Raw genomic sequence first — 16252 nt, forward strand, 5'->3', positions numbered from 1 at the left:
GCTTTTAAATTTTAAGCAGGTGCTATTGGTTTATGTCTGGTTTTTTATGGCATGATGCTGACTCGCTTGGCAATAGCTTCAGGGTGATCATGCAAATTTATTATTTTTATCAACATCGTAGTGCACAGTATTATTTTATTCAAAATACAGCATTGACCGACCAAAGCGCAGAATTTGTCTGGATGGATTGTGTGCGTGAGGATGTGGTCAACCAGCCGATGTTATGGCAACAACAGGTTTTTGCGCAGACAGGCTTACATGTAAATGAACTACATGTACAAGATATTTTAAATCTAGAACATCCTTGTACCTTTGATACGCTTGCAGATTATGACTTACTCATCTTTAGAAAGCTCATTACACAAAATGACCATATCTTGCAGGTCAATAATCCCAGCGAACAGCATGCCAGCATTTTGGCTTTAGAAACTTCGCCAGTGAGTTTTATTATTACGCCACAGCTACTATTAACAGTACGTGAACAAGGGAATCAATCCTTAGAAAGTTATGTTAGTCGGGTCAATACTTTATTACAGCGTCCCATTGAACAACAAAATGTACCGCGTAAATTGGCGAGTTCACCTTTAGATTTGGCACTACGTTTGCTCAATAGTATGGTTGATGATTATTTGCAGATTCGTGTACCTTTAACCAAACGTGTTGATTATTGGCAGCAGGCTTTATTACAAGACCATCGCCGTTTCCATAAATGGAATCAATTACTACAAGAGAATATGGCTTTTCAGCAAATTGAAAATTTATGCGAAGAACAAATCGAGTCATTACAAGAATTAAAAGATGAAGTGGTGGATAATTTCCAACACCTGAAATCACAAAAGGGCAATGAACGGCAAGATATATTATTGGTGCGTATTAATGATCTAAGTAATCATATTGAGCGTATTCAAACCCATACCACACGTTTTCGGAATGCCATTCAGTCGGCAATCGATTTACACTTTTCGGCGATTGCCAATCAGACCAATGAAAATATGCGTATCTTAGCTATTATTACGGCGATTTTTGCACCTTTAACGTTGTTGACGGGATTATATGGGATGAACTTTGAGTTTATTCCGGGTATTCGTTCGCCGCACGGTTTTTGGGTGATGATTGTCTTAATGCTACTGACCACGTTCTTATTAATCAGCTATTTTTATCGCCAACACTTGGTTGGGCGAGGCGAGCGCAGTGTATTGGAATTGATGGCACAGCAAAATCAAAACCAACGTATGAACTTTTTATGGTTTATGCACTTAGAGCCGTTAAAACCCAATAAGAAAAATAAAACTAAATCCTAGCTCTGTGTATTGATCTGCCTGAGCTCATAGCGATCACCCTACGCTGTAGGGGCTATCGGGGTATTGGCAATATAAACGATAAAGCGTTTGCATGAGATCCAGTCCGGTGATAATACCGCCCTATATTAGATTCTAATTTTAGGCTGATTATAATGGCTTGATTTCCTTAAGCCATTACAATGCAAATTTAAGAAAAAAACATTGAATAAATACGACTATGTCGTAGAATATCAACTACGACATAGTCGTACTAGATATGGAAGATCGATGTATACGATATGTGAAACTACTCTTTTTAGTAAGTTTTATTCGGACTATTGGACAGAACAAGCGTATAACGAGTTTAAGATTTTTCTCGCCTCTAATCCTGAATCTGGTGATGTAGAACCTCATTCTGGGGGAATACGTAAAATTCGCTGGGGATCTGGTCAAAGTGGTAAAAGTGGAGGTGTTAGAGTAATTTATCCTTTGGAGCGTAAAACCTCGGGGTGCTCAAGGATATAAGCGACTGGCGTAAGCCATTCGTGTGTAGTGTGGTGTTTGCTGTTGTTGGATGTATTGTTTAATCATCTTAATTGGCGCACCGTCACATGATGCAGTAAAGTAGCTAGGCGACCACAGAGCATTTCCCCATAGCTTGTTTTAATTTCAGGGTGTTTGCTGCATTCTTAGAATGCGACAGGAAGCACCCTTTAAACTATTCACTAAGCTAGTAATTGCTATTTACTGTTAGCCATAGACCCAATATATTTTTAAGTATGAAGACACTTAAATTACGCATAAAAGATAAACATTGTAAGATGCTAGACCAACTAGCGTCAGAGGTTAATTTTGTCTGGAATTATGTCAATGACTTATGCTTCAAGCATCTACAGCGAAAACAACAATTCTTTTCAGCATACGATATAGCAAAATATACAAAAGGTGCATCTAAAGAATGCAACTTGCACAGCCAAACCATACAGGCAGTTACAGAAGAATTAGTGACAAGACGCAAGCAATTCAAGAAAGCAAAATTAAAATGGCGTGTCAGCAATAAAAAATCAGCTAGACGCTCTTTAGGATGGATACCCTTCAAGAAAGTAGCGATTAAATATGCTGATGGCTATGTTCAATATGCTAAGCACCAATTCAAAGTATGGGATAGTTACGGACTAAGCAAATACAATGTTAAAACAGGCTCGTTTGTCGAGGACAGCCGCGGACGTTGGTACGTTTGTCTTGTGGTTGAAGTGATTAAGACAGAGAAAACTCATTCTAAAACCGCAATTGGCATAGATTTAGGTTTAAAAGATTTAGCGACTTGTTCAGATGGCGTAAAGCTGAAAGCCCCTAAAATCTATCGGCAATATGAACAAAAACTTGGTATTGCTCAAAGAGCAAGAAATAAGAAACGTCTTAGAGCGCTTCACGCCAAGATCAAAAATATCCGTCAAAACATACTGCATCAATTCAGCCATAAACTAGTGAGTGAACATGCAGCCATCTTCGTTGGTAATGTGAATGCCAAAGCATTAGCACAAACTAGATTAGCTAAATCGGTGCTAGATGCCAGTTGGACAACACTAAGAACAATGCTCAAGTATAAATGCGAGAACGCAGGAGTATGGTATGAAGAAGTTAATGAAGCCTATACCACCCAAACTTGCTCGTGCTGTGGTTCACGCTGCAGTAGTCCGAAAGGTAGAGCAGGACTTGGAATAAGAGAATGGCAATGTCGTGAGTGTGGTAGCTCGTGGGATCGGGATGTAAATTCCGCATTGAATATTCTTGCGCTCGGACATGAGCGTCTCGCAGGAGGAGTCCCCGTCCTTTAGGTCGGAGAGGATGTCAATATAACCGTTTAGCGAATGGTCAAATATGGTTACTCACCATTTACGGCAAATCTGCTATTGATCAACTTGATAAAAAGGTGCTACGTACCTTAGTAGAGAAACTAAATGAATCACTTAAATGATATTGAAAGTCGTGATGCGAAACGGGACATTGCTGCTGAATTACTCATGGCAGTAGATGAAATGCTTGCAAATACACCCACAAAAACTCACACCATTACGCAGACAGATGTGGCTTTAGCTCGACAAAAATCAAAATTAAGTCAGCGGCAATTTGCTGATATCTTAGGCGTTTCTGTCCGAACCTTAGAAAGTTGGGAACAAGGTGTGCGTAAACCATCTAAAGCTGCTCAATCCTTGATTAAGCTTTTTATTAAAAATCCATCTTTTGTTAGAGAAGCACTCGCGTAACTAAAAAGGTGATAGTGCTAAAGCGTTTGGATATAAAGGCGTTTTAACTCATCTCCACACTGTGTCTATCTGTGGAATATACTTAACATAAGCTAATTTTTGAGCTTTAGGGGCTATCGGGGTATTGGCAATATAAACGATAAAGCGTTTGCATGAGATCCAGTACTTTCTGATCGCTCACTTGATAATAAATCTGTTTACCCTCACGGCGAGTGCTGACCATCTCAGCTTGACGTAATATGCCGAGTTGTTGCGATAACGTCGGCTGATGAATGTCAGTATAGCTTTCGATCTCCTGCACATGCAGCTCTTGTGCCATCAAGGCACATAAAATTTTTAATCGATCAGGATTGGCCAAAACTTTTAAACAGGCTGTAACCGTAGGAACTTGCTCAAAATTGATATTCATACTGGCGGTTGCTTTTTCCATGCTGAACCTAATCTGTCAAACAGTGCTTGATTAATATATTTAATTATATAATATAAAAAAGTATATTAAAGGCAAAATGGTAGAGCCGTTATGATACCTGATTTGTGGCAAGCTTTGCTGGGTGGCATGTTATTGGGGGTGGCTGTAGTGGGCTATTTATATCTAAATGGTCGCATTGCTGGGGTAAGTGGCATGATCGCGCAAATTCTACAGCTACAAAGCTTTTTTAAAACACCTGCTTGGGCTTTTATGGCTGGGCTGATAGTCATGCCATTTATCTATAGCATCTGGTTGCAACCGGAGGTGTTGGTGAATGCTCGTCCGTGGCTATTACTGTTGGCTGGTCTATTGGTAGGCTTTGGCACCCAACTGGGCTCAGGATGTACCAGTGGTCATGGGATCTGCGGGGTCAGTCGGGGCGCGAAGCGTTCATTGCTAGCAACCAGTATGTTTATGCTGACGGGTGCTGTAACGGTTTTTGTGATGCGGCATATTATATAAGGAGTCATCGCAATGAAAAATCTTTGGGCCTTTCTCTGTGGTGGTCTATTTGCTTTGGGCTTGATGCTGTCGGGGATGTCCAATCCAGCCAAAGTACTGGGCTTTCTCGATGTGTTTGGTGACTGGGACCCAACACTGGCTGTGGTGATGTTGGGGGCGATTGCGGTGACGATTATTCCCATGCAAAAAGCGCTACGGCAAAAATCACCCAAAACTTTGTATGGCGAGGCAATACAATTGCCGACACAACAACACGTCGATGCCAAGCTACTGGTGGGAAGTGCTATTTTTGGCGTGGGCTGGGGCTTGGCAGGCATATGCCCGGCACCAAGTTTTAGCTTGCTGGCACTAGGACATCTTGAGGGGCTGTATTTTATTGTGGCAATGATCGCAGGTGTTTATCTTTATCGTTATTGGGATCGTTGTTGGGCAGCATGGCATGGAGCGAATAGATGCAGCAAATAGCCGACATCCAAGCTTTTTTTGATCCTCAAACCCATAGCTTCAGCTATGTGGTCGCAGACCCAGTACGTAAGCAATGTGCAGTCATTGACAGCGTCTTAAATTTTGATCCTGTATCGGCAACCACCACCACTGTATTGGCAGATCAAATCATTGCCTATATTGAGCAACAACAACTACAGTTACAATGGATTTTAGAAACCCATGTACATGCAGATCACTTGACCGCTGCACAGTATTTAAAGCAAAAACTCGGTGGTTGTATTGCCATGAGTCAACAGATTGCACGGGTACAACAACGCTTCGCGCAGATTTATCAGCTTGAGGCAAAGCCTACAGATTTTGATTATCTTTTTGCCGATCAGGAACGTTTTTATATTGGCGAATTGGCAGCTTATACCTTGGCAACACCCGGTCATACACCAGCATGTTTGAGTTATGTGGTTGCCGATGCCATCTTTGTTGGTGATACTTTATTTATGCCAGATTATGGCACAGCGCGCTGCGATTTTCCCGATGGTGATGCAGCTGAACTTTATGCATCAATCCAAAAAATTTACCAGTTTCCAGCGCAAACCCGTTTGTTCTTGTGTCATGATTATTTGCCGCTAGGGCGTGAGCAGTATGGCTATCAAACTGATGTTGGTCGTCAGAAACAGCATAATATTCATATTCATCAGGGCATTGCATTAGAGGATTTTGTTGCCATGCGTCAACAGCGTGATGCCCAACTGTCGATGCCGCGATTGATGCTGATGGCATTACCCATCAATATGCAGGCAGGACGTTTGCCACCATGTGAAGACAATGGGATTGCTTATTTAAAAATTCCGTTGAACTATTTTTGATCGCTCACCCGCAAGCTATGGATGGATTGGGGTGAGCTTGATTTTAGCGCGCACTCAGCGTCATGACCGAGAGATCAATTGTGTTTAGTGCTGTTCTTCGGCAGCAGCTTGTTTGAGCAGCGTGTATAACTTGTCTTTGTATTGCAGTTTTTTTCGTTTGAGGCTTTCGATATCGGTATTGACCGCATGCACTGGATTGAGCTCAAGATGAGTAATCTCTTTGTCCAGTACATCATGTTGCTCTAAGATTTTGGCAAAGTGTGGGTTGCTTTGCCTGAGCTCAATCATCAGCTCACTATACTCAGGGAACATATGCTTCATTTTTTTGTTTAAAACCTTGCTATTCATGTGATTTTTATATCCTTTGCATGGTGTATGCATTCAAAAAAAACATCAACTCTAGTTCTAATCCCAATACCGCACTCAAGAAAAAATTAAGTTTTACACGGTATGGTACTCACTAAAGCGTACTTGATGACGCAGTTGTTGGACTTCGTCGATCAGGTCCATCATCATGGCAACTGCAGCGAGACTGGCTTCAAAGTCACGTTGTAGTCGATATGCACGACGTGCGCGTGCAATATCTTCACCAAAAAATTGATGGATACGATGATCAGGACGCGCGGCTAAAATTTCATATTCCAAGAGCTGTAAGACCCAGTCTGGGCTTTGACCACAGACCGATGCAAAGTTGTGTAGATCTAAGCTTCGGCTTTCATCGATAACATCGACATCAAAACAACCCTCACAGACAACTTCACGATAATGTAATGTGCTCATAATCATGCTCCTTTAGGCGTTACGCGGATTAAAGTTGTTAAACGTTTTTGCCAGCTGTTGATAGGCTTCACGTTCAGCCTCTGTATAGGCAGTTGGAATGACAATATTTAAAATAAGATAGAGTTGCCCGGCAGTTTTACTTGGAATTCCTTTACCTTTCAAACGCAGCTGTTGACCATTTTGTGCTTTGGCAGGAATACTGACCTGTACCTTACCTGCTGGTGTTTGTACGGTGATGTTCTCGGCAAGCGCAACCTCCCAAGGGGTCACATTGACCTTGAGATAGACATCATTGCCTTCGACCCAACTATGTGCTGTTTTGGCATATTGAACTTCAATATAGAGATCGCCTGCTTCACCGCCATTAATCCCGGCTTGCCCTTGTTTTGCAAGGCGAATTTGCTGACCTTGTTTGAGCCCAGCTGGGATTTTGACTTGAATGGTTTTACGCTGTACTTCGGCTTGCCCAGTTGCGGTATAGCTAGGGACTTGTAAGCTCAAGGTCTGTGTGGTGCCATGGTAGGCGACATCTATGGGAACTTCGATGCTGGCATGCTGGTCTTCACCGCGATAAGCGGTTTGGGATTGACGACCGCGGTAGAACTCTTGTTGTCCACCGCCAAAACCTTGACCAAAGCGACCAAATAAATCTTCAAAACCACTGAAATCTTGCTGCCCATTGCCTGAACTTTGTTGATAATAATGCCCTTGCCCGGCATGTCCACCTTGACCTTGGAAACCTGCAAAGCCATTGGGATGGTCTAAAGAAAAATCATATTCTTTTTTCTTTTCAGGATTGCTAAGCGTGTCATAGGCAACGTTAATCGTTTGCATTTTGGCTTCTGCATCGGTCTCTTTGCTGACATCGGGATGGTATTTGCGGGCCAGTTTTCGATAGGCTTTTTTAATTTCTTCTTGACTGGCTTGACGGCTTAGGCCGAGATCTTCGTAATAATTGCTCATAAACTAGGACTGACTGCCTCTATTTTGTCTGATTACTTATTATGTAAGGTTATTTAAGGCGTGCTGGATAGCGCACGCGATCTCACCCTTCTAAAAGGATGATGATGGAATAGATGAAGATGCAATAAATGACAGGGGCTGCAAATTTTCGCAATATGTCATATTGCATTCATATTGCTACAACAGGGTAGCTAGACTCAAGCACTATGTTGTAGCAAAGTATGAATGAAATTTAAGATAATTAACTTAAATGTTTACCAAATAAGCCCAAGGCTTCTTCTGCGGTGAACTGATAGGTTGCAGCACAGAATTGGCAATTCATAACGATTGGATTCTGATGCTCTAAGGTTTCATTGACGGCATCGACACCGATCTGTATCAGTGCATTGGCACAGCGTTCTTTGGAACAAGTACAAGCAAATTTTAGTGCTTCAACGGCAGGTAAACGGACTTGTTCTTCATTATAGAGTCTGAATAAAATCTCTTCCGCTGGGAGGTCTGTCAGTTCCTCAGCTTTTAGGGTTTCTGTCAGCAAGGTCAGTCGTGGCCAAATATCTTCATCGACTAACTGTTGTTCATCTTCATCATTGCGTGGTAATAACTGGATGAGTAGACCACCAGCACGTTGCGCTGTTGCGGCTAATACGATGCGGGTTGGGATTTGCGCAGATAAATCATAATACTGCACCAAACACTCTGCCAAAGTTGCTTTGTCCAGTGGCACAATGCCTTGATAACGTTCGCCATGTTCTGGTTCAATGTTTATAAATAACACTGGGTTGAGCAAAGTTTCTAGGACGGTACTGCTGTTGCTCGCGCTGGCAAAACGTAAGTCTGGTTCATATTCTGCCAAAGCCCGGACTTCACCGAGATGACTGCATTCTGCCATGGCCCATTTGAAACTACCTTCAGCTTGTATTTGTAAGCTGATGCGTCCCCGAATTTTGAGTGTGCTGGCCAATAACGCCGTCGCACTCAACATTTCACCTAATAGCACTTGTATCGCAGGCGCATAATCACGCTGCGCCAAAATAGTTTGTAAAGTGTGTTCTAAGTGAACCACCTCACCACGGATGGGACAGTTTTCAATGTAAAAGCGTTGACGTATATCAGTCATAAAAATCTCCAAATCTCAATCTATATGGTGACAATCTTCCAAATCGCAAGCCGTTAAAGCAGATCATTCTGGGCTTTTTGCGCTGTTGGATCTGAAGCGTCATGGTTCTGTTGTGATGGCTGTTGAGCCTGCATATGCTGCTCTGCGTGTCTATGTGGCATGTCAGAATGAATTTGATCTGTTGCTGGCGTTGTTATCGTTGGCGGAGCATGCTGTTCAGTCTGATCTGTAGCACGGGTAAATAAGGACTTAGACTGCGCATCACTGGCAAATAAATGCTGTAGCTCGACGATGAAATTGTCATAGCTACTATAGATTTTTTCTTCATCCGTATAGTACTGTTGCTGCGCATACAGTAGGGTGGTGTCATGTACACGAAAACGTTCAATGTGCTCCGCCGCTTGCGTGGCGTTTAGCCCCAATAACTGTAAAGTACCCTGTGCCATGTCTAAGGCCGATAGATAACTTTCACGCCAGATCAATTCAATGCCTAAATCTCTTAATAAGTGCATGTGATAGCGATCGCGCGCGCGCGCCAAAATATGTAGTTGTGGGTAATTTAATCTCAGAAAACGTGCAATTGACATCGAAGCTTCCACATCATCAATGGCAAGTACAAAAACCTGACTCTGGTTGAGGTCAAGTTGTTGCAGTTGTGCAGGATCCGTCGCATCGGCATAGAGATATTGTCCATGATAATGTTGCACAAAATCTAGTTGCGCGACGTTATTGTCAATCACACTAAAGCCATAACCTTGCAGATGCGCCACACGGGCAATAATTTGCCCGAAACGACCAAAACCCGCAATGACCAAGGGTGTTGCGAGCAAGTTCTGCGTTGCCGCTGTGGGGGGCTGGCGATGTTGCATGTATCGCGCCAGAAGCAGGTAGCCTAGAGGGCTGATACATAGGCTGAGGCTCATCACCCAGAGCGCTATTTGTTGCCATGTTGGGTCTAGCGCTAAACCATTTAAGTGCGCACTTTGTAAGAGTAAAATCAGCCCCAGCTCACCGCCAGCACACAGTGCCAGACTTCTGAACAGGCGGCTGCTCCATGGCATAGGTGTTTTTTGCGTGTTGAATAGGTCTAAGCTTAGTCCGAATACAAATTTTGTGAGTAGCAGTAACAGCAAAAGCAACAGTATTTGGCTCGGCTTTTGCAGCAAAATATCTATTGCTAGGCTCAATCCGATGCTGACAAAGAATAAGCCGATGAGTAACGTTTGTATTTTATCAATAGCCGTTAAAATATCACTGCGCAGCTCACTGTGGGCAAGCAACATCCCCGCACAGAAGGCGGCAAAGTAGGCAGGCAAATGCAGCAGCTTAAACACTAAAAACACCAGTAAAAACTGTAATAGATAGATCGCAAGATACAGTTCTTTGCCGTGCACGCGACTTGCCCAGCGCAATAAAGGATGGATCAGATAGCGTTGACCTAGCAATAAACCACTAAAGGCAGTGATCATCGCCATGCTATAGCCAATGGCTTGTTGGGCGATAGCATCTCCCATCGTGCTCAGGGGTAAGCAGGCTAAAATCAGCAGCAGAAAGACGTTGTGTAAGTGTAGGCTATTGCGGTTGTCATAACTGATCTGCGCCTGTTGTAGATGGAGAGCAGCGTGATTCTGTTGTGTTGTTGCATGTGCGGTTGAATGTGCTGTTGAGGAATGCGCTAAGGTGGTTTGTTGTTGTACATTCTGTTGTAAATACTGCAATAGACTGGTCGATGCGCTCGAGAATGCTGCGGCAATCAATAGACTTTGCAACAGCGGTAGCGCAAAGACCCAATATAAAACAGCGCTCATACAGCCACTGCAGAGTAGGAAGATGAAAGTTTGTTGTAACCACAGCCGACGTTCGAGTGCCCATAAGGCGAGCGGTTTAAAATTGAGTCCTAGCAAGAACAACATTGCCCAAACTGCATAAGGCTGTAGGTCGAGCTTGGGGGTATCTGGATCAAACCATGTGCCGAGTTGCACCCACACGGGGGCTATCAGCAGACCTGCGAGCATGCAGGCTACTACGGCAAAAATTGCATAACGTTTACTGTAAATCAGTAAAATTAAGCACAGGCTGAGTAGTACAATGGCTTGAAGTAGCGCGAGCATGAACCGACCCTAAGAAAAAATGATCCTAAATAAAGCACGACCTGAAGTAAAACAGTCTTGTTCGAGCAAATTGCATTCAAAAACTACTATAGCGCCATGTACAGCAATTTCATAGTTTCAGCTTAATTCTTGTGGATCGACATCAATACTGATGCGGAGATCCGCAGTTTTGGCTTTGAGTAATTGTGGCCACCACTGTCGTACATAAAAATGCAAGCGTGGTCGATCATGACTGAGCAAGACCATATGTGCCTGAAAACGCCCAGCTTTGCGCTCCATTGCCGCAGGAATTGGCCCCCAAACCGTGATTAGATTTTCTTCCGCTTGTTGTAAGAGCAGGTCACGCATTTGACTGAGAAATTGCTGGTTATAGTCTTGGTGACGCGATTCGGCACGCAGTAAAATGGCATAACGAAAGGGGGGCAGTTGTGCCAGTTGCCGCTGCGCCAAAGTCTCTTGCGCAAAGCAGCGATAGTCATGTTTTAGCAATGTTTGAAATAAGGGGTGATCAGGCCGATAAGTCTGTAGATACACCTCGCCTTTTTTCTCACCACGTCCTGAACGTCCTGCCACTTGAATAATCAGTTGTGCGGTCCGTTCAGGTGCACGAAAGTCTACGCTGAGTAGTCCGGCATCGATGTCTAAAATGGCCACTAAAGTCACATAAGGAAAATGATGCCCTTTGGCGAGCATTTGTGTGCCCAGCAAAATACTGGCTTCACTCTTATGAATTTGTTCATGAATTTTATGCCAACTGCCCACTTTGCTGGTGGAGTCGCGATCAACCCGAATGATTGGGACATCACTAAATAGTGTTTGTAAGACATTTTCAATTTTGGCAGTCCCAAGTCCAATCGGTTTTAGCGGCTGATGTTGGCATTTGGGGCAATGCTGCGGCATGCTTTGGATGGTCCCGCAGTGGTGACAATGTAAATGCTGATAAGGCTGTACATGTAGGGTTAGATTGGCATCGCAATGTGGGCATTGCGCTTGCCATGCACAATTTTCACAGAGTAAGACGGGGGCATAACCACGACGATTTAAAAATAATAAAACCTGTTCATTCTCTGCCAAACGCTTGCGCATTTCTGTCAGCAGTTGTTCACTGAGCCCATGCTGTTTTCTGGCAACCGTCAAATCGATGACATGCATTTTCGGCATGCTGGCAATGCCAGCACGTTGATTGAGCTGTAAACAGCTCAGTTTAGCTTGTGCAACCAAATGATAGCTTTCAATACTGGGCGTAGCGGAACCTAAAATAATAGGGCAACGCAATAATGCTGCACGATAAAGCGCTACATCACGGGCATGATAACGAAAGCCTTCTTGTTGTTTATAAGAGAGATCATGTTCTTCATCAAGAATAATCAACCCCAAATTGGCCATGGGCGCCAAGATGGCAGAACGGGTACCCAAAATAATCGATGCCTTACCTGTTTGTGCGGCTTGCCATGCTTGCAGACGTTTATTTTCCGTTAAACCCGAATGCAATAACGCAATATGCCCATGAAAGCGCGATTGAAAACGGCTGATGGTCTGAGGGGTTAAACCAATTTCAGGAACCAAAACCAAGACTTGTTTACCTTGTTTGAGGACCTGGTGCATGACTTGCAGATAGACTTCGGTTTTACCACTCCCAGTTAAGCCATCTAATAAAAAACCTTGATAACGCTGTAAGGCTTTCAGAATCTGTTGGATGGCATGTTTTTGATCGGCATTGGCGGTCAAAGGCATTTGTGCCAGTTGTACCGGTTCTGGGCGAAAGTCTTGTGTTTCTAGGTCACAACGTGCAATGCCTTTTTTTGCCAAGGCTTTGAGTACATTGTTGTCTATGCCACTTAAGTTGAGAATAGTTTCTGCCGTACCTTGCGGATGGAGTTTGAGAATTTTATAGGCTTGTTGCTGTTTTTCAGAGCGTTTCAGTTGTGCTTCGGCATCTAGGTCGAGCAAACGCCAGACACGTGCCAATAAATCATAGGGCTTGCCTTGGCGCAGCAGGCTGGGGAGGGCGCTGTGCATGACCTCACCGATTGGGAATTGGTAATATTGTGCCGCCCATGTCAATAAACTTAAAACTATCGGCTCTAGAATCGGTTGCTGATCTAATAATGCATGGATAAATTTAATTTGAAAATTTGGGTTAAGTGCACTATCAGGTGCCAGTTTTTCGACAATAATGCCGACCAGTTTTTGTCGACCAAAAGGGACTGCTACACGCGCACCAATCTGTGCAATGGCATACTGTTCAGCTGTGAGTGCATAATCAAAACTGTCGTATAAAGGAACCGGCACAGCAACGCGAATGCGATAAGGCAAGCTTGTTGTTTGGGAAGCGTCTAGCGTCATATAGGTGTAACTCATGGGTATGACATGCAGCGTTATCTCAGAGACAGATTGATATTGCATGCTGGGTGATATTGCATATGGGGCATCGAGTTGTTTTGCTTCAATCAGATATATATACCGTGAATTGAAAAATATTTCAGTAAGCAATGAGGCATATGCTACATTAAATTTGAGTGGTCAACCGACTGATACAGAGATGATCGCGCTTTTAAAGCACAGCATAAGACAGTACCACAGTACAAAAATAGGATGATTTAAAATAATACCATGCCAGCATATCAATTTACCGCCATGGATGCTTCTGGGAAGCAACAAAAAGGCGTGCTCGAAGGTGATTCAGCACGGCAAATCCGTCAGCAATTACGTGATAAACATTGGTTGCCATTGACGGTAGAGCCGGTTGAGAACAAACAAAAGCATCAATCTGGTCATTGGCTACAAAAGAAATTTTCTGCATATGATCTGGCTTTGATCACGCGGCAATTGTCGGTATTGGTGGCAGCTGCCATTCCATTAGAAGAAGCCTTGGGTGCAGTTGCGAAGCAAAGTGAAAAAAACCATGTTAAAAATTTGTTGTTGGCGGTGCGCAGTAAAGTGGTCGAAGGGCATTCTTTGGCACAAGCGATGCAACAAGCAGGGCGTTTTCCTGAGCTATACGTTGCCACCATTGCTGCTGGGGAGCGTTCTGGGCATCTGGATTTGATCTTGGAACAATTGGCCGAATACACCGAAAACCGCTTTGCGATGCAAAAGAAAATACAGGGTGCCATGATCTATCCTGTCATTTTGCTACTGATGTCTTTTGCCATCGTGATGGGGCTCATGACCTATGTGGTGCCGGATATTGTAAAAACCTTTCAACAAAGTAAACAAGCGCTGCCATGGATTACCGTCACTTTAATGCAATGTAGCGATTTTATTCGTGCTGCATGGCCGTTGATGTTATTGCTTAGCGCTATGCTGATATTGGGAGGGGCTAAATTTTTAAAAACTTCAGCTGGACATTATGCTTTTGATCGTTTAGTACTCAAGTTGCCATTATTTGGTAAATTATCACGTGGTATAAATGCCGCGCGATTCGCAAGTACTTTATCGATTTTAACGCAATCTGGTGTACCCTTAGTAGATGCATTGCGCATTGGTGCGGCAGTCAGTAATAATTGGATGATGCGTGATGCAATTCATGCAGCAACTGAAAAAGTTATTGAGGGTGGAAATTTGGCAACGCAGTTAGAGCGTTGTGGTTATTTCCCCGCGATGATGGTGCAAATGATTAGGAGTGGAGAAGCATCCGGCGAATTGGACCGCATGCTAGCTCGGGCATCGACAATGCAAGATCGTGAAGTCACGACTTTTATTGCGACCTTGCTGGCATTATTGGAACCCTTGATGCTGGTGCTTATGGCAGGGATTGTATTGGTGATCGTGATTGCGGTAATGCTACCAATCGTTAATATGAATAATGTAATTTGATGGGATATCGACTGAATGTATTTTTAGCTATAAAAAATACCAATTAGAGAGCACCAATCAAATAAACCAGAGAGAATTTTAATGCAGGCGAAGCGTTTAATAAACAGAAAACAATCGGGTTTTACTTTAATTGAAGTGATGGTTGTTATTGTTATTTTAGGTATTTTGGCAGTATTGGTTGTACCGAACGTACTAGGTCGCGCCGATAAAGCCAAAGTTGATAGTACCAAACTGGCATTGAGTAATGTGGCAGGTGCATTAGACCAATATAAAGTAGACAATGGTCATTATCCCACACCGGCAGAGGGTGGTTTGGAAGCACTGGTGAAACAACCTGAAAGTGTGAAAAACTGGGTACCCGGTGGTTATTTAAAAGGTGGTTATCCTAAAGATAGTTGGGAAAATAACCTGCAGTATAATCAACCCGGGAGTGAAGGGCGCAGTTATGATTTATATTCTTTTGGTGCAGATGGTAAACCGGGTGGCGAAGGTTTAGATGCTGATATTTATTATAGCGAACAGTAAATTTATTTAGGGTCTGTTGACATTTGTTGCCTAAAAAAATAGCGAGGTAGTAAAATCAAATCGCCAAACGTAATTTTACACTCGCTATGCCTCGTACAATGTTAAATGATCAACACTGGTCTAAGTTAAAATCTATTTTCAGACATTTTAATATTTATCTCAAATTAAATTTACGAAATTTTATTGAAGCCATCTTATTTCGTATTAGAACGGGATGTCCTTGGAGAGATTTACCTAAAGAATTTGGTAATCATAATTCAATCTTTAAAAAATATAATCGTTGGTCTAAAAATGATAAGCTTATGAATATATTTAAGTTATTTAGTAAACATGCTGACAAAGAATGGGTTTTTATTGATGGCAGTCACGTCAGAGCACATCAACATTCAGCAGGAATTAAGAATCAAGATATTTCTAAAAGTATCGGTGGTAATAGCTCTAAAATACATTTAGCAACTGATTCTAATGGTAATCCAATAGACTTTATTATTTCTGACGGGACATCTCATGACATAAAAATTGCCCCAGCCCTAGTATCAAAACTGGATTTGACTGAATCAGAAATACTATGTGCTGATAAAGGTTATGACTCTGAAAGTCTGAGAAATCAAATTGAAGCGACTAAAACAAAAGCGAACATTCCTAAAAAATCCAACACAAAATCTAGTAATGATTATATGGACTGGTATATGTATAAAATCAGGCACTTAGTTGAGAATACATTCTGCAGATTGAAACAGTTCAGAGGAGTTGCTACACGATATGACAAGCTAAAGCGTAATTATCAAAGTGCTGTTGCCTTAGCTTGTATCTATATTTGGTTGCCTCTTTAGATCAATTTATCGACTGTAAATGTCAACACACCCTAATTAAAAATAAACTATTATTTCCCCGCCTTATTTAAAGCCTATTATTTTAAATAAGGTGGGGAATTAAAATAATATAGCAAAGGCGTTTTTTTTATTTTTAATCTTTGGGCTATTTATCGCCTTAAACCAATTGGGATCCATAATAAGAACAATTTTCATCTGTGATAGTTACAATTAAATTGTGATTGTGAATATAAATAGGCTTTTATATTTAGAAAAACAAAGCATAATAAAGCCATCAATCATCACTTCTCCTATGTTGGTTATTTCGTGAGATTCC

At 42.5% G+C, this 16252-nt stretch carries 16 protein-coding genes and 2 pseudogenes; 10 read left to right on the forward strand and 8 right to left on the reverse strand.

Annotation, left to right across the window (positions count from 1 at the left end; translation table 11 throughout):
* Positions 1 to 89: 89 nt before the first annotated feature.
* Both BFG52_RS01605 and BFG52_RS17405 read left to right on the forward strand, forming a co-directional pair.
* The gene (locus BFG52_RS01605; protein ID WP_067558987.1) at positions 90 to 1301 is read left to right on the forward strand and encodes a magnesium transporter CorA family protein; all 1212 of its coding nucleotides are present in this window, start codon (positions 90 to 92) and stop codon (positions 1299 to 1301) included.
* A 267-nt stretch (positions 1302 to 1568) separates the two neighbouring features.
* Positions 1569 to 1766 (forward strand): annotated as a pseudogene (locus tag BFG52_RS17405) (transcriptional regulator); the annotation flags it as partial.
* A gap of 27 nt (positions 1767 to 1793) precedes the next feature.
* On the opposite strand, the pseudogene BFG52_RS17410 reads toward BFG52_RS17405, so the two are convergent.
* A pseudogene (locus tag BFG52_RS17410) lies at positions 1794 to 2024 on the reverse strand (transposase); the annotation flags it as partial.
* Positions 2025 to 2059: 35 nt separating this feature from the next.
* Between BFG52_RS17410 and BFG52_RS01615 the strand changes: the two are divergent.
* Positions 2060 to 3118, forward strand: coding sequence for an RNA-guided endonuclease InsQ/TnpB family protein (locus tag BFG52_RS01615; protein ID WP_067551714.1), 1059 nt, complete (start codon positions 2060 to 2062; stop codon positions 3116 to 3118).
* 123 nt (positions 3119 to 3241) lie between these two features.
* Positions 3242 to 3547, forward strand: coding sequence for a helix-turn-helix domain-containing protein (locus tag BFG52_RS01620; RefSeq protein ID WP_067551717.1), 306 nt, complete (start codon positions 3242 to 3244; stop codon positions 3545 to 3547).
* 106 nt (positions 3548 to 3653) lie between these two features.
* Here BFG52_RS01620 and BFG52_RS01625 read toward each other — a convergent pair whose 3' ends face one another.
* Complete coding sequence (locus BFG52_RS01625; RefSeq protein ID WP_067551720.1) at positions 3654 to 3977, reverse strand: ArsR/SmtB family transcription factor; 324 nt, start codon at positions 3975 to 3977, stop codon at positions 3654 to 3656.
* 90 nt (positions 3978 to 4067) lie between these two features.
* Here BFG52_RS01625 and BFG52_RS01630 point away from each other — a divergent pair, with 90 nt between their 5' ends.
* From BFG52_RS01630 to BFG52_RS01640, 3 genes are read left to right on the forward strand one after another with little or no spacing between them, the layout of a single operon-like run.
* Positions 4068 to 4478 (forward strand): YeeE/YedE family protein, encoded by a 411-nt coding sequence (locus tag BFG52_RS01630; protein ID WP_067551723.1) that lies wholly within the window; start codon positions 4068 to 4070, stop codon positions 4476 to 4478.
* Between the two features lie 12 nt (positions 4479 to 4490).
* Positions 4491 to 4943, forward strand: a complete 453-nt coding sequence (locus tag BFG52_RS01635) for a YeeE/YedE family protein (RefSeq protein WP_067551726.1) — start codon at positions 4491 to 4493, stop codon at positions 4941 to 4943.
* Positions 4931 to 5788 (forward strand): MBL fold metallo-hydrolase, encoded by an 858-nt coding sequence (locus tag BFG52_RS01640; protein ID WP_067551729.1) that lies wholly within the window; start codon positions 4931 to 4933, stop codon positions 5786 to 5788. Before BFG52_RS01635 ends, BFG52_RS01640 begins: the two co-directional genes overlap by 13 nt.
* 84 nt (positions 5789 to 5872) lie before the next feature.
* Here the strand turns inward: BFG52_RS01640 and BFG52_RS01645 are convergent, their stop codons facing one another.
* From BFG52_RS01645 to BFG52_RS01670, 6 genes are all read right to left on the reverse strand, one after another.
* Positions 5873 to 6136, reverse strand: coding sequence for a YdcH family protein (locus BFG52_RS01645; protein ID WP_067551732.1), 264 nt, complete (start codon positions 6134 to 6136; stop codon positions 5873 to 5875).
* 93 nt (positions 6137 to 6229) lie between these two features.
* Positions 6230 to 6568, reverse strand: coding sequence for a chaperone modulator CbpM (locus tag BFG52_RS01650; RefSeq protein ID WP_067551735.1), 339 nt, complete (start codon positions 6566 to 6568; stop codon positions 6230 to 6232).
* A gap of 12 nt (positions 6569 to 6580) precedes the next feature.
* Positions 6581 to 7531 carry a DnaJ C-terminal domain-containing protein gene (locus BFG52_RS01655; protein ID WP_067551738.1) on the reverse strand — a complete coding sequence of 317 codons (951 nt, stop codon included), beginning with the start codon at positions 7529 to 7531 and terminating at the stop codon, positions 6581 to 6583.
* Between the two features lie 241 nt (positions 7532 to 7772).
* Positions 7773 to 8648 (reverse strand): Hsp33 family molecular chaperone HslO, encoded by an 876-nt coding sequence (gene hslO, locus BFG52_RS01660; RefSeq protein WP_067551741.1) that lies wholly within the window; start codon positions 8646 to 8648, stop codon positions 7773 to 7775.
* Positions 8649 to 8701: 53 nt separating this feature from the next.
* Entirely contained in the window at positions 8702 to 10759 is a 2058-nt protein-coding gene (locus tag BFG52_RS01665) for a cation:proton antiporter domain-containing protein (protein WP_067551744.1), read from the reverse strand.
* Positions 10760 to 10876: 117 nt separating this feature from the next.
* Positions 10877 to 13105, reverse strand: a complete 2229-nt coding sequence (locus BFG52_RS01670) for a primosomal protein N' (RefSeq protein WP_067558990.1) — start codon at positions 13103 to 13105, stop codon at positions 10877 to 10879.
* A 267-nt stretch (positions 13106 to 13372) separates the two neighbouring features.
* Here BFG52_RS01670 and gspF point away from each other — a divergent pair, with 267 nt between their 5' ends.
* From gspF to BFG52_RS01690, 3 genes are all read left to right on the forward strand, one after another.
* Positions 13373 to 14578 (forward strand): type II secretion system inner membrane protein GspF, encoded by a 1206-nt coding sequence (gene gspF / locus BFG52_RS01680; RefSeq protein ID WP_067551749.1) that lies wholly within the window; start codon positions 13373 to 13375, stop codon positions 14576 to 14578.
* 81 nt (positions 14579 to 14659) lie between these two features.
* The gene (gene gspG / locus BFG52_RS01685; protein WP_067551752.1) at positions 14660 to 15103 is read left to right on the forward strand and encodes a type II secretion system major pseudopilin GspG; all 444 of its coding nucleotides are present in this window, start codon (positions 14660 to 14662) and stop codon (positions 15101 to 15103) included.
* An 86-nt stretch (positions 15104 to 15189) separates the two neighbouring features.
* The gene (locus tag BFG52_RS01690; RefSeq protein WP_067551755.1) at positions 15190 to 15936 is read left to right on the forward strand and encodes an IS5 family transposase; all 747 of its coding nucleotides are present in this window, start codon (positions 15190 to 15192) and stop codon (positions 15934 to 15936) included.
* The last annotated feature ends 316 nt before the right edge of the window (positions 15937 to 16252 follow it).

Source organism: Acinetobacter larvae, from assembly GCF_001704115.1.
GTDB classification, from domain to species: domain Bacteria; phylum Pseudomonadota; class Gammaproteobacteria; order Pseudomonadales; family Moraxellaceae; genus Acinetobacter; species Acinetobacter larvae.